General features: G+C 65.6%; 37 protein-coding genes. 27 read left to right on the top strand and 10 right to left on the bottom strand.

The features are described 5' to 3' along the window. Position 1 precedes the first annotated feature (1 nt). From ACSSV4_RS12760 to ACSSV4_RS12745, 4 genes are read left to right on the top strand one after another with little or no spacing between them, the layout of a single operon-like run. Entirely contained in the window at positions 2 to 988 is a 987-nt protein-coding gene (locus ACSSV4_RS12760; RefSeq protein WP_454275548.1) for an ATPase, T2SS/T4P/T4SS family, read from the top strand. Then, positions 985 to 1,179, top strand: coding sequence for a hypothetical protein (locus ACSSV4_RS12755; protein ID WP_421087270.1), 195 nt, complete (start codon positions 985 to 987; stop codon positions 1,177 to 1,179). The genes ACSSV4_RS12760 and ACSSV4_RS12755 overlap by 4 nt, the downstream gene beginning before the upstream one ends. Beyond that, on the top strand, positions 1,176 to 1,595 hold the full coding sequence (locus ACSSV4_RS12750) for a hypothetical protein (RefSeq protein WP_454275547.1): 420 nt from the start codon (positions 1,176 to 1,178) through the stop codon (positions 1,593 to 1,595). Before ACSSV4_RS12755 ends, ACSSV4_RS12750 begins: the two co-directional genes overlap by 4 nt. A gap of 12 nt (positions 1,596 to 1,607) precedes the next feature. Then, positions 1,608 to 2,684: a type IV secretion system protein gene (locus tag ACSSV4_RS12745; protein WP_454275546.1), complete on the top strand. Its 1,077-nt coding sequence runs from the start codon at positions 1,608 to 1,610 to the stop codon at positions 2,682 to 2,684. 477 nt (positions 2,685 to 3,161) lie between these two features. Here the strand turns inward: ACSSV4_RS12745 and ACSSV4_RS12740 are convergent, their stop codons facing one another. Genes ACSSV4_RS12740 through ACSSV4_RS12710 form a run of 7 tightly spaced genes read right to left on the bottom strand, consistent with a single transcriptional unit; the run spans position 3,162 to position 6,956 of the window. Continuing rightward, positions 3,162 to 3,521: a cupin domain-containing protein gene (locus ACSSV4_RS12740; RefSeq protein WP_306006836.1), complete on the bottom strand. Its 360-nt coding sequence runs from the start codon at positions 3,519 to 3,521 to the stop codon at positions 3,162 to 3,164. Then, positions 3,512 to 4,198: a 5-formyltetrahydrofolate cyclo-ligase gene (locus ACSSV4_RS12735; protein ID WP_454275545.1), complete on the bottom strand. Its 687-nt coding sequence runs from the start codon at positions 4,196 to 4,198 to the stop codon at positions 3,512 to 3,514. The genes ACSSV4_RS12740 and ACSSV4_RS12735 overlap by 10 nt, the downstream gene beginning before the upstream one ends. A gap of 34 nt (positions 4,199 to 4,232) precedes the next feature. After that, positions 4,233 to 5,288, bottom strand: coding sequence for an NAD(P)H-dependent flavin oxidoreductase (locus ACSSV4_RS12730; protein WP_306006838.1), 1,056 nt, complete (start codon positions 5,286 to 5,288; stop codon positions 4,233 to 4,235). Next, positions 5,285 to 5,665: a DUF488 domain-containing protein gene (locus ACSSV4_RS12725; RefSeq protein WP_306006839.1), complete on the bottom strand. Its 381-nt coding sequence runs from the start codon at positions 5,663 to 5,665 to the stop codon at positions 5,285 to 5,287. The genes ACSSV4_RS12730 and ACSSV4_RS12725 overlap by 4 nt, the downstream gene beginning before the upstream one ends. Beyond that, positions 5,662 to 6,000 (bottom strand): carboxymuconolactone decarboxylase family protein, encoded by a 339-nt coding sequence (locus ACSSV4_RS12720; RefSeq protein WP_306006840.1) that lies wholly within the window; start codon positions 5,998 to 6,000, stop codon positions 5,662 to 5,664. The genes ACSSV4_RS12725 and ACSSV4_RS12720 overlap by 4 nt, the downstream gene beginning before the upstream one ends. Next, entirely contained in the window at positions 5,993 to 6,481 is a 489-nt protein-coding gene (locus ACSSV4_RS12715; RefSeq protein ID WP_306006841.1) for a hemerythrin domain-containing protein, read from the bottom strand. Before ACSSV4_RS12715 ends, ACSSV4_RS12720 begins: the two co-directional genes overlap by 8 nt. Before the next feature lie 19 nt (positions 6,482 to 6,500). Continuing rightward, on the bottom strand, positions 6,501 to 6,956 hold the full coding sequence (locus ACSSV4_RS12710) for a group III truncated hemoglobin (RefSeq protein ID WP_306006842.1): 456 nt from the start codon (positions 6,954 to 6,956) through the stop codon (positions 6,501 to 6,503). Between the two features lie 87 nt (positions 6,957 to 7,043). Between ACSSV4_RS12710 and ACSSV4_RS12705 the strand changes: the two genes are divergently transcribed. The 10 genes from ACSSV4_RS12705 (at position 7,044) to ACSSV4_RS12660 (ending at position 13,068) form a co-directional block, all read left to right on the top strand. Continuing rightward, positions 7,044 to 7,460: an Rrf2 family transcriptional regulator gene (locus ACSSV4_RS12705; RefSeq protein ID WP_454275544.1), complete on the top strand. Its 417-nt coding sequence runs from the start codon at positions 7,044 to 7,046 to the stop codon at positions 7,458 to 7,460. Between the two features lie 59 nt (positions 7,461 to 7,519). Beyond that, a complete protein-coding gene (gene ccoN, locus ACSSV4_RS12700; RefSeq protein ID WP_454275580.1) occupies positions 7,520 to 9,115 on the top strand; it encodes a cytochrome-c oxidase, cbb3-type subunit I in 1,596 nt (531 codons plus the stop codon). 4 nt (positions 9,116 to 9,119) lie between these two features. Then, complete coding sequence (gene ccoO, locus ACSSV4_RS12695; RefSeq protein ID WP_454275543.1) at positions 9,120 to 9,848, top strand: cytochrome-c oxidase, cbb3-type subunit II; 729 nt, start codon at positions 9,120 to 9,122, stop codon at positions 9,846 to 9,848. Beyond that, a complete protein-coding gene (locus ACSSV4_RS12690) occupies positions 9,845 to 10,012 on the top strand; it encodes a cbb3-type cytochrome oxidase subunit 3 (protein WP_306006846.1) in 168 nt (55 codons plus the stop codon). The genes ccoO and ACSSV4_RS12690 overlap by 4 nt, the downstream gene beginning before the upstream one ends. Beyond that, positions 10,009 to 10,962 (top strand): cytochrome-c oxidase, cbb3-type subunit III, encoded by a 954-nt coding sequence (ccoP, locus tag ACSSV4_RS12685; protein WP_306006847.1) that lies wholly within the window; start codon positions 10,009 to 10,011, stop codon positions 10,960 to 10,962. The genes ACSSV4_RS12690 and ccoP overlap by 4 nt, the downstream gene beginning before the upstream one ends. Then, positions 10,959 to 11,126 carry a hypothetical protein gene (locus ACSSV4_RS12680; protein WP_306006848.1) on the top strand — a complete coding sequence of 56 codons (168 nt, stop codon included), beginning with the start codon at positions 10,959 to 10,961 and terminating at the stop codon, positions 11,124 to 11,126. Before ccoP ends, ACSSV4_RS12680 begins: the two co-directional genes overlap by 4 nt. A gap of 12 nt (positions 11,127 to 11,138) precedes the next feature. Continuing rightward, on the top strand, positions 11,139 to 11,936 hold the full coding sequence (locus tag ACSSV4_RS12675; RefSeq protein WP_306006849.1) for a DUF2189 domain-containing protein: 798 nt from the start codon (positions 11,139 to 11,141) through the stop codon (positions 11,934 to 11,936). Then, positions 11,933 to 12,163, top strand: coding sequence for a cbb3-type cytochrome oxidase assembly protein CcoS (gene ccoS / locus ACSSV4_RS12670; RefSeq protein WP_370331538.1), 231 nt, complete (start codon positions 11,933 to 11,935; stop codon positions 12,161 to 12,163). The genes ACSSV4_RS12675 and ccoS overlap by 4 nt, the downstream gene beginning before the upstream one ends. Next, entirely contained in the window at positions 12,111 to 12,344 is a 234-nt protein-coding gene (locus tag ACSSV4_RS12665; protein WP_306006850.1) for a hexameric tyrosine-coordinated heme protein, read from the top strand. Before ccoS ends, ACSSV4_RS12665 begins: the two co-directional genes overlap by 53 nt. Before the next feature lie 157 nt (positions 12,345 to 12,501). Continuing rightward, entirely contained in the window at positions 12,502 to 13,068 is a 567-nt protein-coding gene (locus ACSSV4_RS12660) for an MOSC domain-containing protein (RefSeq protein ID WP_454275542.1), read from the top strand. Positions 13,069 to 13,074: 6 nt separating this feature from the next. On the opposite strand, the gene ACSSV4_RS12655 is transcribed toward ACSSV4_RS12660, so the two are convergent. Beyond that, positions 13,075 to 13,386: a DUF6522 family protein gene (locus ACSSV4_RS12655; RefSeq protein WP_454275541.1), complete on the bottom strand. Its 312-nt coding sequence runs from the start codon at positions 13,384 to 13,386 to the stop codon at positions 13,075 to 13,077. Positions 13,387 to 13,389: 3 nt separating this feature from the next. Beyond that, a complete protein-coding gene (locus tag ACSSV4_RS12650) occupies positions 13,390 to 13,674 on the bottom strand; it encodes a DUF2249 domain-containing protein (RefSeq protein ID WP_454275540.1) in 285 nt (94 codons plus the stop codon). 100 nt (positions 13,675 to 13,774) lie between these two features. Here ACSSV4_RS12650 and ACSSV4_RS12645 point away from each other — a divergent pair, with 100 nt between their 5' ends. From ACSSV4_RS12645 to ACSSV4_RS12590, 12 genes are all read left to right on the top strand, one after another. Beyond that, positions 13,775 to 15,286, top strand: a complete 1,512-nt coding sequence (locus tag ACSSV4_RS12645) for a glutamate synthase subunit beta (RefSeq protein ID WP_454275539.1) — start codon at positions 13,775 to 13,777, stop codon at positions 15,284 to 15,286. Continuing rightward, positions 15,277 to 15,726 (top strand): RrF2 family transcriptional regulator, encoded by a 450-nt coding sequence (locus ACSSV4_RS12640; protein WP_454275538.1) that lies wholly within the window; start codon positions 15,277 to 15,279, stop codon positions 15,724 to 15,726. Before ACSSV4_RS12645 ends, ACSSV4_RS12640 begins: the two co-directional genes overlap by 10 nt. Next, positions 15,723 to 16,904: an MRP-like and DUF971 domain-containing protein gene (locus ACSSV4_RS12635; protein WP_454275537.1), complete on the top strand. Its 1,182-nt coding sequence runs from the start codon at positions 15,723 to 15,725 to the stop codon at positions 16,902 to 16,904. Before ACSSV4_RS12640 ends, ACSSV4_RS12635 begins: the two co-directional genes overlap by 4 nt. Continuing rightward, entirely contained in the window at positions 16,897 to 17,940 is a 1,044-nt protein-coding gene (locus ACSSV4_RS12630) for a NifU family protein (protein WP_454275536.1), read from the top strand. The genes ACSSV4_RS12635 and ACSSV4_RS12630 overlap by 8 nt, the downstream gene beginning before the upstream one ends. Before the next feature lie 73 nt (positions 17,941 to 18,013). Then, positions 18,014 to 18,481 (top strand): DUF6522 family protein, encoded by a 468-nt coding sequence (locus ACSSV4_RS12625; RefSeq protein WP_454275535.1) that lies wholly within the window; start codon positions 18,014 to 18,016, stop codon positions 18,479 to 18,481. 16 nt (positions 18,482 to 18,497) lie between these two features. After that, positions 18,498 to 19,337, top strand: a complete 840-nt coding sequence (locus tag ACSSV4_RS12620; RefSeq protein ID WP_454275534.1) for a succinate dehydrogenase iron-sulfur subunit — start codon at positions 18,498 to 18,500, stop codon at positions 19,335 to 19,337. A gap of 11 nt (positions 19,338 to 19,348) precedes the next feature. Then, the gene (sdhC, locus tag ACSSV4_RS12615) at positions 19,349 to 19,726 is read left to right on the top strand and encodes a succinate dehydrogenase, cytochrome b556 subunit (protein WP_454275533.1); all 378 of its coding nucleotides are present in this window, start codon (positions 19,349 to 19,351) and stop codon (positions 19,724 to 19,726) included. Next, on the top strand, positions 19,723 to 20,106 hold the full coding sequence (gene sdhD / locus ACSSV4_RS12610; RefSeq protein ID WP_454275532.1) for a succinate dehydrogenase, hydrophobic membrane anchor protein: 384 nt from the start codon (positions 19,723 to 19,725) through the stop codon (positions 20,104 to 20,106). The genes sdhC and sdhD overlap by 4 nt, the downstream gene beginning before the upstream one ends. A gap of 12 nt (positions 20,107 to 20,118) precedes the next feature. Further along, complete coding sequence (locus tag ACSSV4_RS12605) at positions 20,119 to 20,562, top strand: CBS domain-containing protein (protein ID WP_454275531.1); 444 nt, start codon at positions 20,119 to 20,121, stop codon at positions 20,560 to 20,562. Positions 20,563 to 20,850: 288 nt separating this feature from the next. Then, positions 20,851 to 21,270: a hypothetical protein gene (locus ACSSV4_RS12600; protein WP_454275530.1), complete on the top strand. Its 420-nt coding sequence runs from the start codon at positions 20,851 to 20,853 to the stop codon at positions 21,268 to 21,270. Then, a complete protein-coding gene (locus ACSSV4_RS12595) occupies positions 21,270 to 21,797 on the top strand; it encodes a cupredoxin domain-containing protein (protein WP_454275529.1) in 528 nt (175 codons plus the stop codon). The genes ACSSV4_RS12600 and ACSSV4_RS12595 overlap by 1 nt, the downstream gene beginning before the upstream one ends. After that, positions 21,794 to 22,519: an RNA polymerase sigma factor gene (locus ACSSV4_RS12590; protein WP_454275528.1), complete on the top strand. Its 726-nt coding sequence runs from the start codon at positions 21,794 to 21,796 to the stop codon at positions 22,517 to 22,519. The genes ACSSV4_RS12595 and ACSSV4_RS12590 overlap by 4 nt, the downstream gene beginning before the upstream one ends. Before the next feature lie 87 nt (positions 22,520 to 22,606). Here ACSSV4_RS12590 and ACSSV4_RS12585 read toward each other — a convergent pair whose 3' ends face one another. Continuing rightward, a complete protein-coding gene (locus tag ACSSV4_RS12585; RefSeq protein WP_454275527.1) occupies positions 22,607 to 23,356 on the bottom strand; it encodes a sulfite exporter TauE/SafE family protein in 750 nt (249 codons plus the stop codon). Between the two features lie 132 nt (positions 23,357 to 23,488). Here ACSSV4_RS12585 and ACSSV4_RS12580 point away from each other — a divergent pair, with 132 nt between their 5' ends. Next, positions 23,489 to 23,779: a DUF1330 domain-containing protein gene (locus tag ACSSV4_RS12580; protein WP_454275526.1), complete on the top strand. Its 291-nt coding sequence runs from the start codon at positions 23,489 to 23,491 to the stop codon at positions 23,777 to 23,779. Positions 23,780 to 23,839: the final 60 nt, after the last annotated feature.

Genomic DNA, 23,839 nt, shown 5'->3' with positions numbered 1-23,839 from the left:
CATGTCGCTGAGCTATCTCGAAACCTCGCTCGACCGGATTAACGCCGCCGCCCGCGACGATGTCATCGAGATCTGCATCAACCCCGACGGGACCTGCTGGGGAGAATTCCAGGGTGATCACTTCATGCGCGCGCTGGACCAGAGGCTGACGGGCGTTCAGGTCAGGGACCTCGGCAACCAGATCGCCTCATCGGCCAATACCACGATGAGCAAGGTCCGCCCCATCGTCTCGGTTTCGATCACCTATAAGGGTCGCCCGATCCGCGCACAGGTCATCACCCCGCCCGCCGTGCTCTCGGCCATGTCGATCAGCCTGCGGTTCTTCTCAAGCCTGCCACTCGAGGGTATTGCGCTCGATTTCCTCTACGGAAAAGAGCGCAAGCTCGAAGACCTGCGCGTCGAAAAAAAGCGCGCCTTGCGCGCCGTGGTGGCCGCGGGTTTGATCGATGACGCGCTCGCATTCTGCGTCGAGAACAAACTCAACATGATCGTCTCGGGTGGCACCTCCACCGGCAAGACCGTGGCCGCGCGCAAGATCCTATCTCACGTGCCATCCGAGGAACGCATCGTGACCATCGAAGAAGCCGCCGAGCTGCTGCCGACGCAGCCCAATGCCGTGACCCTCATCGCCAATCGTGACGCGGAATTCCAGACCGCCGATGTGCTTCTCACCGCCACGCTGCGCATGCGCCCCGACCGGATCATCCTGGGCGAGGTGCGCGGCAAAGAGGCCATGACCTTTCTGGAAGCCATCAACACCGGCCATGGCGGGTCCATGACCACGCTGCATGCCGAAACCCCGCAATTGGCCGTGCAGCGGCTTGCGATCGCAGCACTGAAGACCGAGATCCCGATGACCTATGCCGACATGATCCAGTACATCGAAAATTCCATCGATGTGATCATCCAGGCAGGCCGGCATGACGGCAAACGCGGCATCACGGAATTCTACCTCCCCGGCGCTAATGAGATTGGAACTTCCCTATGAAGACCTTTGAATACGTTATCCTGTCCTTTCCCATGACCCGCAAAACCAGCCTTGCCGACATGCAAGCCAGCCTGAATGCCAAAGGTGCGGAAGGCTGGGAGGTGGTGTCGATCAGCTCCTCGGAATTCGCCAATGTGGGACACACGGTCTTCCTGAAGCGTGAGACCACAGCCGCTGGAGTCACGGCATGAGAGTGACGCGGTTTCGCCTCATCCTGGCTGCGCTCGCCCTCGGCCTCAGCCTGACGTTCACCCCCGCGTTCGCCGAGCGCGACCTAGTCCCTACCTTGGAGCGCCGCTTCGATGTCTGTCCGGACCGCCCCACTGAACTTAGCTGGATGCAAGAAATCCCCCTGCGCCAAGCCTATCAGCGCGTGCTGGTCCAAGATATATACCGTGCCCAAAACCTTGAGCGCATCGTCGAGACTGGCAGCTGCGATTGCGAGATCCGGTTCCCGTCCTGGGACGATGCCGAGGCGATGTTTCGCGAGGTCCACGCGAGTGACGAACGATGGGAGATGCTGCAGGCCTCGGACGCCTACAACCGCCGCGCCAACGCCGCCCGCCCTGCCGCCAAGGCCATCTGCGACGCCGCAGGTAATTGGTAAGGCTGATCCCCGATGAGCGTCGTCACCTATTTCGTTGAAACCTCCCAAGCCTATCTCGATACCGCTGCCGAAACCCAGTTTGGTGCGGTTGCGGCAACGGTCGGCACGCTCCTGGTTTTGGGGACAACGCTGGTGGTGATCCTCGTCGGAATCAACATGATCTATCAATATCGGGCCATGGATGGGCACACGGCCTTCTGGATCGCGGTCAAGATCGGGCTCATCGGGATATTCGCGACCAACTGGATGCAGTTCAACGCGCTTTCCTCCGCCATCCTGACCGGGATCGACAGCATTGCAGGGGCGCTCGTGGCTTCGGTCGGGGGTGGGACTCCCGGCCCTTCTGGTACCTTCGCGGAAGAATTCGACCGGTTGATCGCTGAACTCGGCGACTACCTCAATGCCGCCGGGTCCGAGCTGAACTGGATGGCCGGGGCCATGCTGGACATCGTTGGCGTCCTTCTGCTTTCGATCCTCGGCGGGCTGGCCGCCTTCATCCTCGTGGCCTCCCGACTGATGATCGCGCTCCTGATCGGGATCGCGCCAGTGATGATCTTCCTGACGCTGTTCGAGGTGACCAAGGATTACTTCGCGCGCTGGTTATCCGCGCTTATCTCCTTCGCGATCTACCCTATCGTGGTCGCAGGGGTCTTCGCGACCATCACCGGGGTGGCCTCGGCTCTCATAGGCGAGTTGGGTGATCCGGAAGGGGCTTCCAACATCGGCGCGCTCATCCCCTTTTTTATGATGGTCCTCATGGCCAAAGGGTTCATAATCGCAACACCCTTTATCGTCCGCGCGATCTCCGGCAACATCATGATGCCCGCCCTCTCCGGAGGTCTCGGCGGCGGCTACAGCTTCGCTCGCGCAGTGATGGGCAGCCAGCAAGCCTACAACCGCTATCTGATCGGCGGTGCAAGCGGCGCAGAATACGCAGCCCTCAGGGCGCGGCAGTTCTTTGGCGTGCAGCAAATGCCAGTGCGGCAAGGCATGGGACAGGCGGGTTCCGGAGGCGGCACAGGATCCGCAGACTCAGGATCAAAAATGCTGGCGCAACTGGCACGGTTGGGGAGGTTAGGGCGGCGGTGACGGACCTTACCAGTCGTTCATCGACACTAGGCTGCGCTGCGTTGCAGCTCACCGAGCCGAACATTCGCGGCGCTAGCGAAATCTTGGTGGCGGCGGAATGGCCGACACGGGGGAGAAACTACCATTTCGCTGCTCTTGCGCCAGGATCTGGTTTATTACACTTTGAGATCCTTCAGTTCGAACTGCACATGATTTGCACATCCTCACTTGTTGCAAGCCTGATTTCGTAGGGCCGTTTGACCGGTTTTCCAGTAACGGGCATCCCCTTGCTGATTATGGTCTGATGGGCAAATGCGGGATGGCAGGAGATCGAGGTCGGACGCTCTTTCAGTAGCAAAAGACTGATAAATAACAGGAAAATAGTTCTCCATTGCCTTAATCTGGCGCCGGAGTGTGTTCGTCGGTCGCAGGAAACGTTGCCGTCCGGGCTTGGCGCAGCTTGGGATGCAGGGCCGCGGTACTTGACCCGGGACTTGCCTATTCCGGAGCTGGCTTCGGTGTCCTGCCATCGGGCTCGAACAATATTGTCAGGAGCAGCGATGTATCCTGGATGCCTTTGACCGAATGCGGCTCATTGCCGTCGAGATAGACCCAATCGCCCGCCCGCAAGTCGATTGTCTCGTCAGTTAGCCCGAGCTGTGTGTGCCCCTCGATGCATTGGAGGGTGATCCGGCCGGAAACCCTGTGCGAGGGGATCTCGACACCTGCAGGCACGATGAAGCGCACCGCTTCGAAGCTCGATGTGCGGACGATGGCATGCGTTCTGGCGGCGGAGAGCCGTGGCCCGAGCGGGCGGAGATCGACGACCTCGCCTGGGGTGGCATGTTTCAGGGCCATCGCGTTCCCTCCATGGGTTGTTCCGCAGGCTCGGGCAGGTGCATGACCTGCAAACCATCCTCGGTGATGATCGCGTCAAGCGGCACGTCGTGCGGCTGCGGGTAGATCGTCGCGAGTTCGGCCGCCTGCAGGCCTATGCCGATGACGAAGGGACGCGGCGACAGGTGCGCGAGCGTGCGGTCGAAGTAGCCGCCGCCGTAGCCGAGCCGATAGCCTTCCCGGTCCCAACCGACAAGCGGGGCGAGCGTCACGTCCGGCGTCACGACCTCTGCCTGCGGCGGCGGAACCGGGATATTCCAGTCACCCCGCACCATGCGTGTCTCCGGCGTCCAGCGGCGGAAGACGAGCGGGGCCTGTTTGACCTCGACGAGGGGCAGCGCGACCTGGACGCCCGTCCCGTGCAGATCAGCCATCAGGGGGCGCAGGTCGGGCTCGCTCTTGATCGGCCAGTAGGCCGAGAAGACGCGATCCCGCATGTCGCCAAATTGGTCTGCCAGAAGGTCGCGCAGGTGACCCGACAACGCGGCCCCCACGGCGCCGCGCGCCTCTACGCTCAGCGCCTGGCGTTCGGCGCGCAGTCGCACCCGCTCGGCTCTGCGCCAGCGCGCCACATCGCGCGCCTGTTCCGGGTCGACGCCCAGCGGGTCGAAATAGTCGGGCGCGATCTCGCCCGCCATGCAGGGCGGAGAGGCGTAGCGGCCCTCGGACCCGTCATTCCCCGCCATGACGTGCCTCCGTGTGCCCGCAACCGTCGAACCGGAAGCGACCCAGAAAGGCTGCCGCCTCGTCCGCCATCCGGCGCAGGCGCTCGTCGGCGGGAACGACGTCCGTGATCTGGCCCACGCCCTGACCGGCATAAAGCGCCATCGCCTCCAAATCCCCCGTCGTCGTACGCAGCGGCGAATCCGTGCTGAACCGCGGGCGGGGCACGCCCTCGTCCCAGGCGATGGGATCGCGCGGCAGGGTCTCGGGGTCGTGGCCCAGAAGCCGGTCGCCGAGCGCCTCCGTCACGCTGTTGGCCAGAACGCGAACGGCTGCGCCGCGTGGCCAGTTCAGGATGAAGACGTCGGTGAGAACCGTGTCCGCAGCATGCGCCACCGCCAGTCGGCGCTTGTGCATGTCGTGGGCGAAGGATTCGGTGGTTGCGAGAAATGTTGTGCCGCAATGCACGCCCGCCGCCCCCATGGCGAGGGCGGCGGCGAGGCCCCGTCCATCGACGATCCCGCCGGAGACGACGACCGGCAGCCGGGTTCCGGCCAGGACCTCGGCGGTCAGCGCGAAGGCGCCGGTGCGCCCATGGACATGCCCGCCCGCCTCGATGCCCTGCGCGACCAGCACGTCCGCACCGGCTGCTTCGGCATCGCGCGCCGCCTGCAGCGTGCCGATCTGGTGCAGGACGAGGCAGCCCGCCGCCTTCACGCGCTCCACAGCCGAGGGCACCACGTCCCAGAAGAACGAGAAGGCCCTGACGCCGAGGTCGAGACTGCAGGTTATCTGGGCGTCGAGCAGGTCCGGGTCGGTCGCCGCCGGGATCAGGTTGACCGCGAAGGGCCGGTCGGTCGCCGCCCGCAGTGCCTGAACTTCGCGCTCGATCAACTCCGGCGCCTCGCGGACCATGCCGAGCGTCGGATAGCCGCCGGCATTGGCCACAGCCGCCGCCAGTTCCCAACGCGACACGCCGCCCATGCCGGCCAGCAGGATCGGCACATCGCAGCCCAGCAGGTCGCAGAGCGGTGTGCGCAGCGCGGGATGCAGGCAGTCCGTCATGTCGCGTCCACCTTCGCCAGCCTCTCGCGCAGATATTCCCGCAGCACCACGGCCTGATTGTGATCGCGGTCCTTCGCCCCGTAGAGCAGGATGATCGGGCCCCTCCGGCACCAGGCGAGGCAGCGTTCCACCGCCTCTTCGTTCTCGTCCAGTTCGGCGCGATAGCGGCGCCGGAACTCTTCCCATTTGTCCGCGTCGTGGCCAAACCACTTGCGCAGGTCGGCGCTCGGGGCGACCTCCTTGATCCAGTCGTCGAGGTCGAGATCGACCTTGCTGACACCGCGCGGCCAGACACGGTCGACCAGCAGCCGAGCACCTTGTGTCTTGCCAAGATCGTCATAGACCCGTGCGTGGTCGATATCCGGCGCGTTCGTCATCCCGCGGCGTCGTCCTCCATTAAGTCCAGTGCCTTGATCGAATGGGCGAAGGCTGCGCCTGCGCGCATCTCGGCTGCGACCCAGATCGCCTCCATGATCTGCTCTTGCGTGGCGCCTGCGCTGCGGGCGGCTTTCACATGACCTTCGATGCACCAAGGGCATTGCGTGACATGGGCAACAGCGACAGCGATGATCTGCTTGGTGCGCGCATCAAGCGCGCCCTCGGCGAATACCGCCTTCGAGAAGGCGCGGAAGGCGTCGTCGGTCTCCGGTGCAAGGGCGTGCCGTCGCTCGGTATGGGCGCGGGTTGTCTGCGGAAAATGAAGTTCAGACATGGGCAGCGCTTTCAGGCTCGAATTGCGGGAAAAGCACGTCGTTTTCCAGCCGGATATGCTCGCTCAGGTCTGCGATGAACTCTGCCAGTCCCTCGTAGAGCGTTGCCCAGGGTGTGCAGGCCCCTTCGGGCAGAGTTAGATTGTCGGTCAGGTGGCGAATCTTGGCAATCTCGCAGTCGTGGTCGTCATGGTCGGCGCGCATATGGGTGATCCGCTCGGCCAGAACTGCCCCGCCGCCCTGGCGGATCAGCGGAAAGACCAAGAGTTCTTCCTTCTTCATGTGCACCTCCATGTTGCCTCTCATGCGGCGCAGGACGGAGGTCAGCCCTTCGGGTACGTCGCGGTCGGGTTCGTGCAGGTCCTCGACCATCTCGGCCAGTTTGACGAGCTCGGACAACTGCAGTCGGTGCCGGGCGTGATGCCGCGTCTCGATGTGGCGGGTCAGGTCGGCGGCGTCGTGGGTCGGGGCAGCATCGGACATTCGGGCATCCTTTCTTTCTTCAGCGAAGGGCAGGGATGGCGTCGGGGGCGGCCTGCGCCTCCTTGACCGCGATGTGGAGCGAGCGGGCGATGCGTTCGGCTCGCTCAATGACATGCAAGGCACCTGACGGTGTGCAGACCTCGTGGGCCGTTTCGCGGAACAGTCCCAGCCAGCGCTGGAAATGCGCCCCATCGATCGGCAACGGCGTATGTGCCGGCACTGGGCGGCCGTGGTAGCGCCCGGTCATCAGCGCGACCGAGGACCAGAAGGCGACCATGCGCTCGAGGTGTGGCCCCCAGTCGGTTATGCGCGCGGCGAAAATCGGGCCGAGCACCGCATCGCGGCGGACCTTGTCGTAGAAGGAATGGACAAGGTCCCGCAGAATCTCCTCGTCGAGGCCTGTTTCCGCCATGATGGCGGCCGTCATTTCCGGTCGAGCGGAGGCGATCTGTGCGGATGGTTCGGCGGTAGACATGACGGCCTCGCGGTTCGGGTCTTGCAATCAATGCTAAACCTGATAATAGGTATTGTAAATACCAATTCATACGGGATATTCGCGGCGATGCGCCTCACTTCCTTCACCGACTTCGGCCTGCGCATGCTGATGCGCATGGCGAGCGCGCCTGATTGCGCCTTCTCGACCGCAGATCTGGCAGCCGAGTTTGGGCTGTCGCGCAACCATCTGGCGAAGATCGTGCAGCGCCTTGCGCAGGCCGGGCTGGTGGAGACGCGCCGCGGCGGCGGCGGCGGTGCGGCGCTGGCCCGGCCCGCATCCGAGATCCGGCTCGGCACCGTTGTGCGCCTGCTCGAAGAGGGTCAGCCGCTCGTGGAATGTCTCGGCGCTGACGGCGGCGCCTGCACGCTTGACGGTCGCTGCCGCCTGAAGGCGCGTCTTCGCTCGGCCGAGCGCGCCTTTTTCGCTGACATGGATCAGTCGACCCTCGCTGACATCGCTTTAGACTCGGCGCCGGTGACATGAGCAGGAACAGGACACAAGCCATGGTAGCAGCGCTAACAGTCCAAGAACGCCAGATCGGCATGGTGCTTTCCGTGGGACTTGCCATCCTTGGGCTGCTGATGGCGGCAGTCGCAAAGACCGGGCCGATGGCGCTGCATGGCGGCATCGCCCTCGTTCTGGGGATTGCGCTAGTTTTTTACTTGGGCGGTGCGCTCTACGACCATCCGGAGCCACCTGTGCGGCGCCTTGCCGAATACTACGACGCGCCAACCCGCTTCGGCATCGTCATGACGCTGATCTGGGCAGTAGTCGGAATGGGCGTTGGCGTCTGGCTCGCGGCGCTGATGTACTGGCCGGAGGCGACACCGGTTGTGCCTTGGACAAGCTACGGGCGGCTGCGGCCCGTGCACACCTCAGGCGTGATCTTCGGCTTTGGCGGCAACGCACTGATCGCCACCTCGTTCTATGTTTTGCAGCGCACGTCTCGGGCGCGGCTGGCAGATGCGGTCAGCCCGTGGTTCGTGCTGATCGGTTTCAATTTGTTCTGCGTCTGGGCCGCGACCGGCTACGTGATGGGACAGACGCAGTCCAAGGAATACGCGGAACCGGAATGGTATGCCGATCTGTGGCTGGTCGTCGTCTGGGTGACCTATTTCGTGCTCTACATCCGCACGCTCGCGCGCCGCGCTGAGCCGCATATCTACGTAGCCAACTGGTATTACATGGCCTTCATCCTCGTGGTGGCGATGCTGCACATCGTCAACAACCTGGCGCTGCCCGTCACCTGGGGTTCGGGCGAAAGCTTCACGATCTGGTCGGGCGTGCAGGACGCGATGATCCAGTGGTGGTACGGGCACAACGCGGTGGCGTTCTTCCTGACCGCCGGGTTCCTCGGGATGCTGTATTACTTCCTGCCGGTACGGGCGCAGCGGCCCATCTGGTCCTACCGGCTGTCGATCCTGAGCTTCTGGGGGATCGTGTTTTTCTACATGTGGGCCGGCTCGCACCACCTGCATTACACCGCATTGCCCTATTGGGTGCAGACGCTGGGGATGACGTTCTCGATCATGTTGCTGGTGCCAAGCTGGGCCTCGGCGGGCAACGCCATCGCCACGCTGAACGGTGCCTGGCACAAGGTGCGCGACGACGCCGTGCTGAGGTTCATGTTCGTGGCGGCGGTGTTTTATGGCCTGTCGACCTTCGAGGGCTCGTTTCTTGCTATCCGCCCGGTCAACTCGCTGTCTCACTACACCGACTGGACAGTAGGGCATGTCCATTCCGGAACACTGGGCTGGGTGGCGATGATCATTTTCGGCGCAATCTACAGCTTGGTGCCTAAGCTCTGGGGGCGCGCGGACATGGCCTGGCCCAAGGCTGTCGAGTGGCATTTCTGGCTCGCGATAACCGGGACGCTGATCTATGTCGTATCGCTTTGGAATGCTGGGATCACCCAGGGGCTGATGTGGCGCGCCTATGACGAGGGCGGTGCCTTGTCCTACAGCTTCATCGAGTCGGTCGAGGCGATGCTGCCATATTACGCGGCCCGGACACTTGGCGGCGCGCTGTTTCTGACCGGCGCGGTGCTTTGCGCCCTGAACTGCCGCGCGACGATGCGCGCCGCTGGTGACAAGGTGGACGAAACCGACCGTCCTCTTGTCGCCCAACCTGCGGAGTGAGCCGATGTTGAAGCTGCATTACAACCTCGAAAAGGTCTCCATGGGGCTGGTAGCCGCGATCATCGCGGTCGCGTCCGTCGGGGGCATTGTCGAGATCGCACCGCTTTTCACCATCGAAGAAACGGTCGTGATCCCCGATGACATGCGCCCGCACACGCCGCTGGAGTTGGCAGGCCGCGAGATCTACATCCGCGAGGGCTGCTATGCCTGCCATTCCCAGATGGTGCGCAGTCTTGCCGACGAGCTCGACCGTTATGGCCCCTATTCGCTAGCCGCGGAAAGCGCCTATGACCACCCCATGCTGTGGGGGTCGAAACGCACCGGGCCCGACCTCGCCCGGTTGGGCGAGAAATATTCTGACGACTGGCATGTCGCGCATCTGATCAATCCGCGCGCCGTGATCCCGGTGTCGATCATGCCGGCCTATCCCTGGCTGACCCGCGATCTCAATACCGGCCTGATCGAGGACAACCTCGCAACACTCGCCCGGCTCGGCGTGCCCTATGACGACGCCATGATTGACAATGCCATGGCCGACGCGCGCGCCCAGAGCAGGCCCGATTCCGACGGCGCTGACGGCGTCCGCGACCGCTACGGCGACGACATCGCAGTGCGTGCCTTCGACGGCGATCCGGACCGTCTGACTGAGATGGACGCGCTGGTGGCATATCTCCAATCGCTTGGCACCCTGACCGATGCCGCCCACGAGATGTTCGAGGAGGACGCGCCATGAGCCATGAGACGCTGGTGCTGATCGCCAAGGTCTTCGGGCCGATCTGGATGGGCGGTTTCCTGCTGATCGTGCTGATCCGCGCCTACAACCCGCGCAGGAAGGTCGAACAGGAACGGATCGCGCGCTCGATCCTGCCCGACGCTGATGCGGAGGAGCGCGCATGAGCACCGATCCCAAGACGTTGCCCGGTGCCGACCCGCATACTGGCAATCGAGAAATCGACCCCGTCACCGGCTATGATACCACGGGCCACGACTGGGGCGGCATCAGGGAGCTGAATACCCCGTTTCCCAGAATCGCCGGGATCGCGCTCGTGTTGACTGTCATCTATTCTGTCATCACCTGGTTCCTGCTGCCTGCCTGGCCGATGGGACGCGATTATACACGTGGGCTGCTGGGGCTCGACCAACAGGAAATGGCACGGGATCACCTGCGCGAGCTGGCTGTTTTGCGTGAAGGTTGGCTGGGAAGATTCGAAAACCCGGATTTCGCCGCCCTTTCGGATGATCCGGCGCTGATGGCGCAGGCGATGCAAGCGGCCAACAGGCTGTATCAGGACAACTGCTCGGCCTGTCACGGTCGCGAGGGCGGCGGCGGGCCGGGTTATCCGGTGCTGCACGATGACTATTGGCTCTGGGGTGGCGCGCCCGAAGACATTGCCATGACGCTGCAGGTAGGGATCAACGCCGCGCATCCCGAAACCCGCTGGGCGCAGATGCCCGCCTTCGACTGGATGGACCCCGAGGAGCTTTCGTCGCTGTCGGATTACGTCGCCGCGATGCCGTCGGGCGAGGCCGACCCCGACAGCGAAGCTGCCACCCTCTTTGTCGAAAACTGCGCGGCCTGCCATGGCGACGATGGCGCGGGCGGGTTGATGAACGGCGCGCCCTCGCTGGTCGACGACGCGGTGATCTACGGCCAGGATTCCGAGACCGTGATGACGACGCTCCTGAACGGTCGGCAGGGCGTGATGCCTTACTGGTCCGCGCGGCTGAGCGATGCCGAGATCAACGCGCTGTCGCTCTACGTCTCGCGTCTGCCGGACGATGTCGCTGCGGACGGGGCGGAGACCGCGCAGGTATCCTCGGGAACCCCTGCGGAGGCCACGCAATGACGGCTCGTACGCAACAGCGCCTCGCCATTGGCGGTGCGCTCGCGCTGATGGCGCTGCTGTTCGCCTACAAGGCAGCGATGGTGTCGGCGGCGTTCACCTCGCAGACCGCTTGCGTGACCGTCGACGACAGCGCGGCCGCGACACCGGCCAGGCGCGCCTGCTGAAGGGACCAGACTATGCTCGAACCGCTTCCTACCGTCCGCCCGCCGCAACGCCCCGCCTCGATGCTAACGCGCGATCTGCCGACGCGGGCCGCGCTGGACTGGCTTGTCGCGGGCTGGGCCGACTTCCGCGCCGCGCCCAGCCAAAGCCTTGCCTATGGCGGGTTCCTCGTCGCGCTGTCCTATGCCGTGCTGTGGGGGCTTGCGGCCGCGGGGTTGCTCTACCTGGCGCTGCCGGCGATCTCGGGCTTCCTGATCGTCGGGCCTTTCCTGGCCATAGGGCTCTACGCGCTGTCCCGCCGCTGCGCCGAAGGGAAAACGACAACGCTGCGCCAGATGCTGCTGGTGCGCCCCGCCGCCGGACCGCAGCTGGCCTATGCCGGGCTGCTTCTGGGGCTGCTGGTGCTGTTCTGGCTGCGCGCGGCCGACCTGCTTTATGCGCTGTTCTTCGGCTACGCGCCGTTGCCTGGGGCGGGCGATGCACTGTCGAATGTATTCGTCACGCCGCGCGGCTGGGGGCTTTTGCTGGTGGGATCGGCGATCGGCGGGCTGTTTGCCGCCTTTGCCTTCGCGCTCAGCCTGTTCGCGGTGCCGATGCTGCTGGTCGAACGGCGCGACGCGCTGACCGCACTCGGGCTCAGCTTTGCCATGACCAACCAGAATCTGCGCCCCTGCTTGGCCTGGGGCGGGATCGTCGCCGCTGGTATGGCGCTTAGCGCCGCGACCGGGCTGCTGGGGCTGATCGTCGTTTTCCCGGTGCTCGGTTACGGAACCTGGCATGCCTGGCGCGCAATTAGCGCGCGGGACGCATGACCTCGCTGGCGGTCCTCATCCCGGTCTCGCTTGGTATGGGGCTGATTGGGCTGTGTGCCTTTTTCTGGGCAATGAGGACCGACCAGTTCGACGATCCCGAAGGCAACGCGCAGCGTGTACTCACAACGGAAGATCACCCGAAAGCCTCCCCACCCGAAACGGAAGGAACGCCCGATGACCACCTGGCTCCCCACCCTGAAGACCGCGACCCCACAGGAAGGCTATGAACTCGCGCTCACTCTCGCGCGCAAGGCGGTCGGCCTGACCCAGCCCGACCCTGCGGTGCGCGAAAAGTTGCGCCCGGTCTACGCCGAGGATGCCGATGCCCTGATCGCCTCCAGCCAAGTCGTCGCGACACACTTCGCGACTGTGGCTGCGGCGAACGACTTTTGGAAGGATAACCGCTGACCATGCGCGCGAGGATTGCATGAGCAACAGCCTGATGAAGGAGTTCGTGGTCGCCGAGGTGCGGACCGGAAAGGTCCGGCCGCTCGGACCGCGGCAGGTTCCGAGCGGCATCCGGAAATCGCCCTCGCCAGGATCCGTGGCCGTTGGAGTGGAGGGAATGGCCGGTGATGAACAGGGCGACCCGCGCAATCACGGCGGCCGCGACAAGGCGGTTCACGCCTACCCGATGGCGCATTACGCGGACTGGGCCGCAGACCTGCCCGCCCTTGCCGATCAATTCGCACCGGGTGCGTTCGGCGAAAATCTCGTGGTCGAAGGCGTCATCGAGGCAGATCTCTGCCTCGGCGATCGCTGGCGGCTCGGCACAGCGCTGCTCGAGGTCACCCAGTCGCGTCAGCCCTGCTGGCGGCTCAACCTGCGCTTCGGAGTGCCCGACATGGCACGCCGCGTTCAGGACACTGGGCGCTGTGGCTGGTATTTTCGGGTACTGGAGCCTGGCGAAATCGGGGCCGGGCAGACGGCGCAGCGCATCGCCCGCCCGCATCCCGAATGGAACCTCACCCGCGTGGGTCAACTGCTCTACCGCGAGCGGCTGGACCGGGACGCGCTTGCGGCCTTCGCCGCACTTCCCGGTCTGCCCGAGCGCTGGCGCGTGATGGCCGAGCGCCGGCTGGCCTGCGGGCGGACGGAGGACTGGACGCCGCGCCTCGAGACGCCCGCTTGAACCGCGCTACGCCTCCCCGGTCGCGCGGACTTGTGCATCGGGATGCGGGGCGACCGTCGTGCGCGTGCGGAGCAGCACCTCACCCGCGTCGTTCACCGTAAGCCGGACGCGCGTCCCCCGGTGCCGGAAGGTGATCCGGTGGCGGCCCGCGTCCTCGTCCCGTCCTTCCTCGCACAGGGTGGAGATCTGACACTCGCGGATCAGCCGCTGCACCTCCTCGGGGGCCACGCCGAGCAGGGGCCCCAGGTCAACGGCATCGATCTGGAACCCGTTTCCGGTGCGTTCGAGCTGCATCGTCCTGTCCTTGTCATGGCGCATGTTTCATCCCTCGCGGTTTGCCGTGCGGGCAATCGCGACCTGCCAGACCTCGGGCCCGTCGCGTAGGAATTCATGCTCGAACCGGCCCGGCCAGATCTGTTCGATCCGGTTCAGCAGTGGCATCGGCGCATGGTCGTTGATTAGCACGAATGTGCTGCCCGGCGCGAGAGCGTCGAGCGCGGCGAACACCGTCGCGTGCCGCTGGGGCGGGATCATCGGGCGCAGGTCGACGATGATGGGCCCGGATGTGTCGGCTGCGGCGGTGGTGGTGTCGGCGGTGGCGGTCATCGCATGTTCCTCTTCTGAGCACGGCGCGATGGTCTGCCAATAAAGAAATATTGTCAATATTTTTTAATCGACTATGGAGGGATGGACAAAGGAGGTGCCGATGCCCGACCGCATGCAGAAATACGTCACGCTCGCGCGGCGCATGGCCGACAAGCGCCACCCCGGGGACCGGGTGCGCGATCACCTCGAAATCCTGCCCGATTTCGCACCGGACGAAGCCGCCACGCAGGCATCGCGCTGCGAGCAGTGCGGCACGCCCTATTGCCAGGTCTATTGCCCGCTGCACAACAACATCCCCGACTGGCTGAAGATGACCGCCGAGGGGCGGATGGAAGAGGCCTATCACCTCGCCCAAGTGACCAACAATTTCCCCGAGATCTGCGGCCGGATCTGCCCGCAGGACCGGCTTTGCGAGGCGAAATGGGCCTGTACGCTGGAACAGGCAGGCCACGGCACGGTCACCATCGGCGCCGTCGAGCGCCACATCGGCGACACCGCCTGGGCCAGCGGCTGGGTCACACCGCGCCTGCCAGCCCGGCTGACGGGCCGCAGCGTGGGCATCGTCGGGGCCGGGCCGGCAGGCATGGCCGCGGCGGAGGAACTGCGCGCCGCGGGGCACGCGGTTCACCTTTACGACCGCCATGCCCGCATGGGCGGGCTGATGTCCTACGGCATCCCCGAGTTCAAGATGGAGCAGCAGGTGATCGCGCGGCGCGCGGCGCTTCTGACCGAGGCCGGCGTGGTCTTTCACGGTGGCCGGGTACTGGGCGGCGATCTTGCCTTCGCGGACCTAGCCGCGCGCCATGACGCCATCGTGCTGGCTTACGGCGCCTACCGACCGCGCAGGCTCGACCTGCCGGGCGAGGATCTGGCCGGGGTTATCCCGGCGATGGATTACCTCGTGTCGTCCAGCCGCGCGCTGATCGGCGAGACGGCGGCGCCCGCGATCGACGCCGCGGGCAAGTGGGTCGTGGTGATCGGTGGCGGCGACACCGCGATGGATTGCGTCCGCACGGCCGTCCGGCAGGGTGCCGAGGGTGTCACCTGCCTCTATCGCCGCGACCGCGCCAACATGCCCGGATCGACGCGGGAAGTCGGCCATGCCGAGGAGGAAGGCGCCGAGTTCGGCTGGCAGAGCCAACCTGAGGCGTTGTCCGACGTGGCGGTCGAGGTGGTCGCCTCGAAGCCCGATGCCTTCGGCCAGCGCGGGTCCGTCCGCACAGTACGGGCCCGGCGCACGCGGCTGGGCGCGCCGGACCGTGCAGGGCGCAAGCAGCCGGAGCCGGTGCCGGGGTCCGAGTTCGAGGTCGCGGCCGACCTCGTCATCAACGCGCTCGGCTTCACGGTGGAGGCGGCAGGCGGGCTGACCGGCGGGGCCGTGGACATGTCGCCGCAAGGAAGAGTCGCCGCCGATCGCGAGAGCCGCATGACGGCTGCACCGGGGGTGTTCGTGGCGGGCGACGCACGCCTCGGCCCGTCGCTCGCCGTTTGGGCGATCCGCGAGGGGCGCGAGGTGGCGGCGGCGGTGGATCGCTATCTCGGATCCCTGCCGGACCCGGACCATGCCGCGACGCGGCGCGAGGCCCGGATCGGAGAACCGACATGCGGCTGACCATGATGTCGGACTACGCTTTTCGTGTGCTGCTCTTTGCGGCGGCGCATCCCGAGCGGCTGGTGACGATCGACGAGACACAGGAGAGCTACGGAATGTCGCGTGGCCACCTGATGAAGATCGTGGGCGTGCTGGCGAGTGCGGGCATCCTGCGCTCGCAGCGCGGCCGCGCCGGGGGGTTCACGCTTGGCAAATCCCCCGACGAGATCCGTCTCGGCGACGTCCTGCGCCTGACCGAGCCCGATTTCGAGATGGTCGAGTGCTTCTCGCCCACCGGCGCCTGCGCGATCACTCCGTTCTGCCGCCTGCCGGGCATCGTGACCGAGGCCCTGGGCGCCTTCATGGCCGTCATGGACCGCCATACGCTGGCTGAGCTGATCATCCGGCCGCAGGATTTCGGCATGATTGCCGCCGCAAGACAGGAAAGGCCATCGCCATGACCACACAGCCACAGCCCGCGACCGCGCCAGCCGGTCCCCGCCGTATGATCGCGGTGAGCAGCGGCAAGGGCGGCGTCGGCAAGTCCACCGTCACCGTCAACCTCGCGGTTGCCATGGCCCGCGCCGGACTGCGTGTCGGCATCGTCGATGCCGATGTCTACGGACCGTCCATCCCCGGCATGCTGGGCATCTCCGGCAACGCGCCGCCGGCGATGGGGCCGGACCGGCGCGTCATGCCGTCCGAGGCCCACGGGGTCAGGATCATCTCGATGGCGATGCTGACCGACGACGATCAGCCGTCGATCCTGCGCGGTCCGATGGTCACGAAATACCTGCGCATGTTCGTCGGACAGGTCGCGTGGGGAGAGCTCGACATGCTGCTGCTCGACCTGCCGCCGGGAACCGGCGACATCCAGCTCACGCTGGCGCAGTCGTTCCCGCTGACCGGCGCCGTGGTCGTGAGCACGCCGCAGGATGTCAGCCTGAAGATCGCGCGGCGCGGCCTGCGGATGATGGAACAGGTCCATGTGCCGATCCTCGGCGTGATCGAGAACATGAGCGGCTTCACCTGCCCGACTTGCGGAGAGGTCAGCCACATCTTCCACCAGGGTGGCGGTGCCGCCATCGCCACCGAGCTCGGGGTTCCGTTCCTGGGCAAGGTGCCGCTCGACCCGGCCATCGTCGATTCCGGCGATGACGGTGTGCCCCTGGTGGTGGCGCACCCTGACAGCCCCGCCGCGCAGGCCTATTGCCGCATCGCGGCGGCGCTTTCGGCCGGGCAGGCAGCGGCCGGCGGCGTCGCATTGCCCTTCGACTGGAACGTCGCGACGGGCGCCGGCAAGCCCGCACCGGTCCCGGCCACCGGCGGGCCGCAGGACCTTCCCTGCGCGTTCGACCTTGGCGCGGCGGGCCTGGAGATTCTCTGGGCGGACGGTGAAACCCGGGGCATTCCCGCGCGTGATCTGCGCATTGCCTGCCCCTGTGAGGCCTGCCGCGACGAGGTCACCGGCGCGCGGCTTCTGGATCCGGAGGCGGTTCCGCTGACCGTCGCCCCGACGCGGATCTGGAGCGTGGGAAACTACGCCATCGGCATCGCGTTCAGCGACGGTCACGGCAGCGGGATCTACACCTATCAGGCGGTGCGCAGGATGCAGGGGGCTGAAACCGAGGATGTCTGACACGGTGACCCCTCTGCGCATCCGGGCCCAGTCGTCGCCGCGGGACCCCGATACGCTGCGCTTCCTGCTCGATGCGCCGGTCCGGAACGGCGCGGGCTCGGCGACGTTCGACGGCACCACCGACGGCACCACCGGGGAGGCGCCGCTGGCGCGCGCCCTGTTCGCCTTGAATGGCGTGCGTCGGGTGGAAGTGGATGGCGCTTGCATCCATGTGCGCAAGTCCACCGATGCACGCTGGGAGGACTTGAAGGCGCCCATTGCCGCCGCCATCCGCGCCGTGCTCGCCAGCACCGGGGAGCCCCTGGGCGCGCGGCCGGACGGAGCCGACGGCAACCGCGACGCGCAGATGCTGGCGGCGATCCGCGATCTGCTCGACAGCCGCATCAATCCGTCCATCGCGGGACACGGCGGTCACATCGGTGTCGAACGCGTGACCGACGGGGTCGTCCATCTGCGGATGTCGGGCGGCTGCCAGGGATGCGCCGCCTCGCAACTGACCCTGCGCGGCGGGGTCGAGCGGACGCTGCGTGCCGCCCTGCCCGACGTGCAGACCATCGTCGACGTGACCGATCACGAGGCTGGAACCGAACCGTTCTACGGGCGCGTGGCCGATCGCGCCGGGCCCGTGACTTACCCGATCGCAGGACCGGCGCCGGGAGCGCCGCCGTCCGGTGCCTCGGTCGAGGCGCCATGGGATGGAGACCCTCCCCTGGCAAGCCGCGTCCGGCGATACCTCGAAGCGCTCCCCTCCTCCGCGCCGGCAGTCAGCTACGGTGCGCTGACACGCGCGCTCGGGCTTTGGCGGCCCGGATCGGTCCGCAGGATCACCCGGGCACTGGAGGACACCATGCGCGAGGATGCGCGCGCAGGCCGCCCCTTCATCGCGGCCCGCGCCGTCAGCCGCGCCACCGATGGCCTTCCCGCCAGAGGGTTCTTCGATCTCGCCCGCGACCTGTCGCGCGGGCCGCGCGAAAACGAACCCGAGCGTGCTTTCCACGCCCGGGAAATCGAACGCCTGGAACGCCCGGATCGATGACCCGACGGATACCAGGCCAATCAGCGCCGAGCGCCTTCCCCGGAATCACACTTGGCACCAGGAGAAAGAACCGATGATGCAGCTACATCTCTCCAACGACCGGACCGAGGTCGACATGCATGTGCTTGCAAAAGCTTTCGGGTTGTCCCGCGAAGCGTTTGAAGACGCACTGAGCGTGTCCGCGATCAGCTACTGGTATGAACTGGGACCTGGCGACACGGCCACACCCCGAACGGTGTTCCGCTCGACCGAGACCGGACAACGTGTCACGCTCGATCGGACCGGCCGGATCATGTCCGCGGAGGAAAGCCATTTGGTGGATCAGCCTGCGCCGTGCAGCGAAACCTGCCGACCAGTCGGAGCAAAGGAGCGCGCGGTAGACGCCGCCACGCCGGTCGACGCAACCTGTGCCAGCGGCCAGTCCCGGCAACAGGCAGCCGCGCGGCGTCTTGACGGCCTTCTCGACCAGGCGCTGCAGGACACCTTTCCCGCCAGCGACCCGGTCGCCATCAGCTTCGACGCGCCGCGTCCGGGGCCATGACATCGACGGAGGCAACATGATTGTCGAACGCTCCGATCAGGTTCCCCGCCTGAAATGGCCGCGCCGCTTTCCGGTGCCGCGCGATTTCGGCGTGCCGAAGGCCTCGCGCATCGTCGAGGGCAAATCCTGGCCCAAGCCGGATGGAGCCACCCGGATCGCCACCCTGCGCGTCTACCGCTTTGAGCCGGACAGTGACGGCCCGCCACGGATCGACACCTTCGCTGTCGATCTCGACGATTGCGGGCCGATGCTGCTGGACGCGCTGATCTGGATCAAGTCCAAGGTCGACCCGACGCTCACCTTCCGCCGGTCCTGCCGCGAGGGTGTGTGCGGGTCCTGTGCGATGATGATCGATGGCACCAACTGGACCGCCTGCACCCGCGCAATGGACGAGCTTTCCGCGCCCGCCACGATCTATCCGCTGGCAAACCTGCCGGTCATCAAGGATCTGGTGTCGGATCAGACCCACCTCTTTGCACAACACGCGCTCACCGAGCCCTGGCTCAAGACCGAAACGCCGGCGCCGGCGCGTGAACGACTGCAATCTCCCGAGGACCGCGCGGCGCTCGACGAGTATTACGAGTGCATCATGTGTTTCTGCTGCACCTCGGGATGTCCCAGCCACTGGTGGAACGGCGACCGTTTTCTCGGCCCGGCCGCCCTCCTGACTGCCTGGCGGTGGCTGGCCGACAGCCGCGACGAGGGGCGCGGCGAGCGGCTGGACGCGCTGGACGACCCCTTCCGCCTTTATCGCTGCCACACGATCCTGAACTGCACCCGCACCTGCCCGCGCGGCCTCAACCCCGGCAAGGCGATCGCGGAGATCAAGCGGATGATGCTGGACCGCGGCGGCTGAAGAGGACCCCAATGAGTGATCCCCGCCCGCAATCCCCGAACATGCAGAATTACCGGCCACAATTGACCTCGGTCATGTCTTTTGGGCATCGGCTGTCCGGTTTGGCCTTGGGTTTTTGTGCATTCGGCCTTGCCGCCTGGCTGGTGGCCGGTGCCGCGGGACCGGAGGCATTCGAGTTCGCACAGGCGGCCCTGCACTCCAACGCGGGGCGCGTGATACTCATCCTGGCGTCTTGGGCCGGCTTCTATCATCTCTGCAATGGTATCCGCTACCTGATCTGGGACAGCGTTCACGCCATCGAGTTGCGTAGCATCTATGTCGGTGGCTGGGCTGTCATTGCGGCAAGTCTGATCCTGACCGCCGCCCTGTGGACCTGGGTTGTGACATGACCTCGCGCCGCGTCACCCCCTATGCCGCCGCGCATCGGCTCGGCGCCGCAGGACACGCGGCAGGTCATTGGTGGGCGCAGCGCGTCTCGGCCATCGCATTGGTGCCGCTGATATTGTGGCTGGTCTGGGCGCTGACTGGCGGTTCCGCGGCTGACCACATGGCATTGACAGTCTGGCTCGGTGCGCCGGTCAACGCCATCCTGATGATCCTTCTGCTGATTGCAGCGTTCCACCACGCCGCACTCGGACTTCAGGTCGTTGCCGAGGATTACATACACTCCCGCTTGCGGTTCGCAGTGATCGCCTTCGTTCACATCGCCTGCGCTGCAGCTGGCGTGGCGGGGATCGCCGCGACCCTGATGTTCGGGTTGAACGACTAGACTGGAAAAGCCATGCCGACGATCGAGAAGTTTCTTCCGACAGCCCGGAAACGGATGTCCTGCATCGGGTCCGACGCAGCACTGTTGCAGGCGGCGCGGCTACTGGAGAGCGGCCAGGATATGCTCCTGGTTTGCGACACGGGTGGCCGGATGCTCGGCGTTCTTACAAAGACCGACGCTGTACGCCAGATCGGAATCTGCACTGGCGCCAGTTGTACCGCACCGGTGATCGAGGCAATGACCCGCGAGGTCACGACGACGACGCCAGAGGGTCGCCTGGAGGATGCCTGGGGGATGATGAAAGCGCGCGGCTTCAAGAACATTCCGGTCGTCGATCCCAACGGCAAGCCTCTTGGCGTGTTGAACGCGCGCGACGTTCTTCAGATCCTCTGGCATGACGTTCAGAAGGAAGAGGAGCTGTTGTTCAATTACGTGATGAATGTTGGCTATCGCTGATTCGAAGCTGCAAAAATTGACCTGCACTTCACGGCCCTGCCGAGTGTGCTCAAGCCGACGCATTCCGATTTCTGGCCGAAAACCAGCGAAGCATGGCGGATTGCATCCTGCATGCGAAAAGGGGACGCTTTCTTGAATTGGCCAGCCGGTAGAGCTGGTCGAGCACCTTCGATACACGGTTCTTTGACTAAATCGACCGTCACCGGGAACCTTTCGTGCCTGCCTGCATCCAACGGTGCGAGACGGCGGAAAAGCCGCTGTCCGACCGGAAACACGAAAGGACCACCCATGACCAAGGCATTCGCTCTCGCCGCCGGCCTTCTGGCCGCAACCGCCCTGCCCACTCTCGCCCATGACGAGGAGGCGCTGCGACAGTCGCCGCCGCCCGCACCGTTCATCCAAGTTAGCGACGCCCTGCCGCTGCCCGAGTTCATCCCCGGCCTCGGCACACTTTTCGTCGATCCGGCAACTTTGCCCGCCGGTCCGTTCCTGGCCTATGACCGCGACGGCAACCTGTCCGCGACCGTCTACATGACCCCGCTCGAGGAGCTCGCAAACGGCATCTCCTACGACGATCTGCATGTCGGCGCGCACAATGTCTCCAGCGTCGACATTTACTACAACGCTGGCCATCCGGGCGTCGAGGCGCCGCACGCCCATGTCGTGCTGTTCCACGACGATGAAGCGCGCGGGCGTCTGGCCGAGTGATGCGGACACGTCGCCACATCCTGGCGGCCGGGGGTGGCGGTCTCGCCACCCTCGCGATGCCGTCCCTGCTTCGAGCGCAACAGGTCGAAGTGATCGAGATGCGTGGCACGCCGCGCGGCGAGCGCATCTGGTATAATCCCATCGGCCTCGCCATCACGCCCGGAACGATCTTGCACTTCGTCAACCGCGACCCCGTGAACAGCCACACCGCCACCGCCTATCATCCCGAGCTTTTCGACCGGCCTGCACGCATTCCCGACGGAGCCGCTCCCTGGAACAGCGATTTTCTGTTGCCGGATGAGAGCTTCGAGGTGACGCTCGAGGTGCCTGGGGTCTACGACTACTACTGCCTGCCGCACGAGATGGCCGGGATGGTGGGCCGGATCGTGGTCAGCCGCCCCTCGGACTTGGGCTGGCACGGTGTGGCGCAGGACACAGATGACCTGCCCGAAGCTGCGCTGCGGGCGTTTCCAACGGTCGAGGCGATCCTTGACCAAAGCCGCATCGACCCCGAGGAGACGCGATGACCCTGCGCGCCCACAGCAAGACGTCTACGCCAGAGATCGGCCCCGCGACATCAGAGGCCGATCTGGTCGCCGCCGCCCGCCCCGGAACGGACGATGCCCGGCGCGAGGCGGCGGTGCGCGAGTTGGTCCGGCGTCTCAACCCACGCCTCTTCCGCGTGGCGCGCGGCATCGTCGACAGCGACGCGGAGGCTGAGGACATCGTGCAGGAAACCTACCTCGCCGCCTTCGGCAAGATCGACCAATTCCGCGGCGAGGCGGCTTTCGCCACTTGGATCACCCGGATCGCCATCAATGCCGCGCGCATGCAACAGCGCCGCGCGCGCCCTCACGAAAGCTACGATACGGTGACTGAAGAGCCCGCCGATCCCGCCAACGTCCTGTCGTTCCCCGGCGTTGGCTCCGAAAGGCCAGAGACGGCCCTTGGTCGGGCGCAGATGCGCGCGCTGATGGAACGCACGGTGGCCGCGTTGCCCTCCGAGATGCGCCTGCCCTTCCTGCTGCACGAGGTCGAGGGCGTGAGGATCCGCGAGATCGCTGCCGATCTCTCGCTCAACCCGATCACGGTGAAGACGCGCCTGTTCCGCGCCCGCCGCCGGTTGCGCGCCGCGATGGAGGCAGAGTTGCGCGGCGGTTTCGATACGGTATTTCCCTTCGACGGCGCGCGCTGCGCTGGTATGGCCGACCGTGTGGTCAACGCGCTGAGGGAGACAGGCGAGCTATAGCCGTTGCGTCAGGCGACGGGCCTCGGTCTGACGGCCTGGCGTTCGCTGTCCTTGGCGCGTGAGGTGCCAAGCCGAGGAAGCGTGGTCTCACCAAATCGGCCGCAGCACCATCTCTACGCCGAGCATCAACAAGGCGAGAAGGAAAAGACGCCGGAACAAGATCGGGTCGATCCGGGCTCGCACCTTCCGGCCCGCCCACATGCCGAGGAGCGCGGGAAGCACCGCCAGCGCCGACAACCCCGCGCTCTCAACGGTGACAGCGCCGCGCGCGCCAAGTCCAGCGGCCAGGGCAAGTGTAGAGACGGTAAAGGAGAGCCCGAGCGCCTGGATCAGATGGTCGCGCGACAACCCCAGCGCCTGAAGGTAGGGAACCGCGGGGATCACGAGGATGCCGGTGCCGCCCGCTACGAGGCCGGTGGCGGCTCCGACGATCGGGGAGAGCCAAGGCTCGACCCGCTGGGGAACGCGCAACTGCCGCGCGAAAAGGGTGTAGACGGCGTATACGACGAGGGCGAGACCGAGCGCCGTGGTGGTGGCTTCGGTTTCACCGCCTACGAGGAGACCGGCGCTCAGCGCCGTCCCCGCAAAGATCGCCACCATCATCGGCCAGAGACGTCGCAGCACCGCGCTGCGATCCGATCCAGCGAGAAACTGCCAGACATTGGTGACAAGGGAGGGAATGACGAGGAGGCTGGCCGCCGCGAGCGGCGAGACGAGCGCGCCCAGCACCGCCATCGCCACGGTCGGCAGGCCCATCCCCGTTACGCCCTTGACGAACCCCGCAGCAAAGAACGTCGCTGCGATCACGAAAAGCATGGGAGTGGAAAAGTCGGCCATGTCTTTCCTGATACCGGCCTGTTGTGCTGAAACAAGCCGCAAGACGGACGCGCATCGTGGTTTCTTCCTGTTCAATCTTGCAGGTGTTCGAAAGGCGACGGATCATCGGGTATCGTTCAGAGGGAGAATGAAATGCCGAAGGGATATGTCGTGGCCCACATCCGCGTGCAGGAGAACGACGTCTACGAACAGTTCAAGCGCATGGCGGGCCCGGCCATCGCCGAACATGGCGGCCTCGTTCTGGTCCGCAACCCGGATGGGGATTACCGCGAGGGTGGCCTGCGCGGCTCGGTCGTGGTGGTGGAGTTCGACGAGCTCGCAGCGGCGCAGCAATTCTATGAGTCCGAGGCCTACACCGCCGCACGACGGATCCGCGAAAAGGCCGCAGAGACCGATCTGGTGATCGTCGAGGGCTTAGACTGACGTCTGGTCTGTAACGAAGAGTCCGGCAATAGCTGCTCGGCGCTCGCAATGCTAATCGAC

The organism is Roseovarius sp. MBR-154 (genome assembly GCF_053628595.1).
Note: the sequence above shows the minus strand (reverse complement) of the source record. Positions and strands in the feature narration are given on the sequence as shown.

What these genes read in the sequence shown, in the direction of transcription:
- ACSSV4_RS12760 (WP_454275548.1), top strand. Translation starts at nt 2, where the DNA reads ATGTCGCTGAGCTATCTCGAAACCTCGCTCGACCGGATTAACGCCGCC.
- ACSSV4_RS12755 (WP_421087270.1), top strand. Translation starts at nt 985, where the DNA reads ATGAAGACCTTTGAATACGTTATCCTGTCCTTTCCCATGACCCGCAAA.
- ACSSV4_RS12750 (WP_454275547.1), top strand. Translation starts at nt 1,176, where the DNA reads ATGAGAGTGACGCGGTTTCGCCTCATCCTGGCTGCGCTCGCCCTCGGC.
- ACSSV4_RS12745 (WP_454275546.1), top strand. Translation starts at nt 1,608, where the DNA reads ATGAGCGTCGTCACCTATTTCGTTGAAACCTCCCAAGCCTATCTCGAT.
- ACSSV4_RS12740 (WP_306006836.1), bottom strand. Translation starts at nt 3,521, where the DNA reads ATGGCCCTGAAACATGCCACCCCAGGCGAGGTCGTCGATCTCCGCCCG.
- ACSSV4_RS12735 (WP_454275545.1), bottom strand. Translation starts at nt 4,198, where the DNA reads ATGGCGGGCGAGATCGCGCCCGACTATTTCGACCCGCTGGGCGTCGAC.
- ACSSV4_RS12730 (WP_306006838.1), bottom strand. Translation starts at nt 5,288, where the DNA reads ATGACGGACTGCCTGCATCCCGCGCTGCGCACACCGCTCTGCGACCTG.
- ACSSV4_RS12725 (WP_306006839.1), bottom strand. Translation starts at nt 5,665, where the DNA reads ATGACGAACGCGCCGGATATCGACCACGCACGGGTCTATGACGATCTT.
- ACSSV4_RS12720 (WP_306006840.1), bottom strand. Translation starts at nt 6,000, where the DNA reads ATGTCTGAACTTCATTTTCCGCAGACAACCCGCGCCCATACCGAGCGA.
- ACSSV4_RS12715 (WP_306006841.1), bottom strand. Translation starts at nt 6,481, where the DNA reads ATGTCCGATGCTGCCCCGACCCACGACGCCGCCGACCTGACCCGCCAC.
- ACSSV4_RS12710 (WP_306006842.1), bottom strand. Translation starts at nt 6,956, where the DNA reads ATGTCTACCGCCGAACCATCCGCACAGATCGCCTCCGCTCGACCGGAA.
- ACSSV4_RS12705 (WP_454275544.1), top strand. Translation starts at nt 7,044, where the DNA reads ATGCGCCTCACTTCCTTCACCGACTTCGGCCTGCGCATGCTGATGCGC.
- ccoN (WP_454275580.1), top strand. Translation starts at nt 7,520, where the DNA reads ATGGTGCTTTCCGTGGGACTTGCCATCCTTGGGCTGCTGATGGCGGCA.
- ccoO (WP_454275543.1), top strand. Translation starts at nt 9,120, where the DNA reads ATGTTGAAGCTGCATTACAACCTCGAAAAGGTCTCCATGGGGCTGGTA.
- ACSSV4_RS12690 (WP_306006846.1), top strand. Translation starts at nt 9,845, where the DNA reads ATGAGCCATGAGACGCTGGTGCTGATCGCCAAGGTCTTCGGGCCGATC.
- ccoP (WP_306006847.1), top strand. Translation starts at nt 10,009, where the DNA reads ATGAGCACCGATCCCAAGACGTTGCCCGGTGCCGACCCGCATACTGGC.
- ACSSV4_RS12680 (WP_306006848.1), top strand. Translation starts at nt 10,959, where the DNA reads ATGACGGCTCGTACGCAACAGCGCCTCGCCATTGGCGGTGCGCTCGCG.
- ACSSV4_RS12675 (WP_306006849.1), top strand. Translation starts at nt 11,139, where the DNA reads ATGCTCGAACCGCTTCCTACCGTCCGCCCGCCGCAACGCCCCGCCTCG.
- ccoS (WP_370331538.1), top strand. Translation starts at nt 11,933, where the DNA reads ATGACCTCGCTGGCGGTCCTCATCCCGGTCTCGCTTGGTATGGGGCTG.
- ACSSV4_RS12665 (WP_306006850.1), top strand. Translation starts at nt 12,111, where the DNA reads ATGACCACCTGGCTCCCCACCCTGAAGACCGCGACCCCACAGGAAGGC.
- ACSSV4_RS12660 (WP_454275542.1), top strand. Translation starts at nt 12,502, where the DNA reads ATGGCCGGTGATGAACAGGGCGACCCGCGCAATCACGGCGGCCGCGAC.
- ACSSV4_RS12655 (WP_454275541.1), bottom strand. Translation starts at nt 13,386, where the DNA reads ATGCGCCATGACAAGGACAGGACGATGCAGCTCGAACGCACCGGAAAC.
- ACSSV4_RS12650 (WP_454275540.1), bottom strand. Translation starts at nt 13,674, where the DNA reads ATGACCGCCACCGCCGACACCACCACCGCCGCAGCCGACACATCCGGG.
- ACSSV4_RS12645 (WP_454275539.1), top strand. Translation starts at nt 13,775, where the DNA reads ATGCCCGACCGCATGCAGAAATACGTCACGCTCGCGCGGCGCATGGCC.
- ACSSV4_RS12640 (WP_454275538.1), top strand. Translation starts at nt 15,277, where the DNA reads ATGCGGCTGACCATGATGTCGGACTACGCTTTTCGTGTGCTGCTCTTT.
- ACSSV4_RS12635 (WP_454275537.1), top strand. Translation starts at nt 15,723, where the DNA reads ATGACCACACAGCCACAGCCCGCGACCGCGCCAGCCGGTCCCCGCCGT.
- ACSSV4_RS12630 (WP_454275536.1), top strand. Translation starts at nt 16,897, where the DNA reads ATGTCTGACACGGTGACCCCTCTGCGCATCCGGGCCCAGTCGTCGCCG.
- ACSSV4_RS12625 (WP_454275535.1), top strand. Translation starts at nt 18,014, where the DNA reads ATGATGCAGCTACATCTCTCCAACGACCGGACCGAGGTCGACATGCAT.
- ACSSV4_RS12620 (WP_454275534.1), top strand. Translation starts at nt 18,498, where the DNA reads ATGATTGTCGAACGCTCCGATCAGGTTCCCCGCCTGAAATGGCCGCGC.
- sdhC (WP_454275533.1), top strand. Translation starts at nt 19,349, where the DNA reads ATGAGTGATCCCCGCCCGCAATCCCCGAACATGCAGAATTACCGGCCA.
- sdhD (WP_454275532.1), top strand. Translation starts at nt 19,723, where the DNA reads ATGACCTCGCGCCGCGTCACCCCCTATGCCGCCGCGCATCGGCTCGGC.
- ACSSV4_RS12605 (WP_454275531.1), top strand. Translation starts at nt 20,119, where the DNA reads ATGCCGACGATCGAGAAGTTTCTTCCGACAGCCCGGAAACGGATGTCC.
- ACSSV4_RS12600 (WP_454275530.1), top strand. Translation starts at nt 20,851, where the DNA reads ATGACCAAGGCATTCGCTCTCGCCGCCGGCCTTCTGGCCGCAACCGCC.
- ACSSV4_RS12595 (WP_454275529.1), top strand. Translation starts at nt 21,270, where the DNA reads ATGCGGACACGTCGCCACATCCTGGCGGCCGGGGGTGGCGGTCTCGCC.
- ACSSV4_RS12590 (WP_454275528.1), top strand. Translation starts at nt 21,794, where the DNA reads ATGACCCTGCGCGCCCACAGCAAGACGTCTACGCCAGAGATCGGCCCC.
- ACSSV4_RS12585 (WP_454275527.1), bottom strand. Translation starts at nt 23,356, where the DNA reads ATGGCCGACTTTTCCACTCCCATGCTTTTCGTGATCGCAGCGACGTTC.
- ACSSV4_RS12580 (WP_454275526.1), top strand. Translation starts at nt 23,489, where the DNA reads ATGCCGAAGGGATATGTCGTGGCCCACATCCGCGTGCAGGAGAACGAC.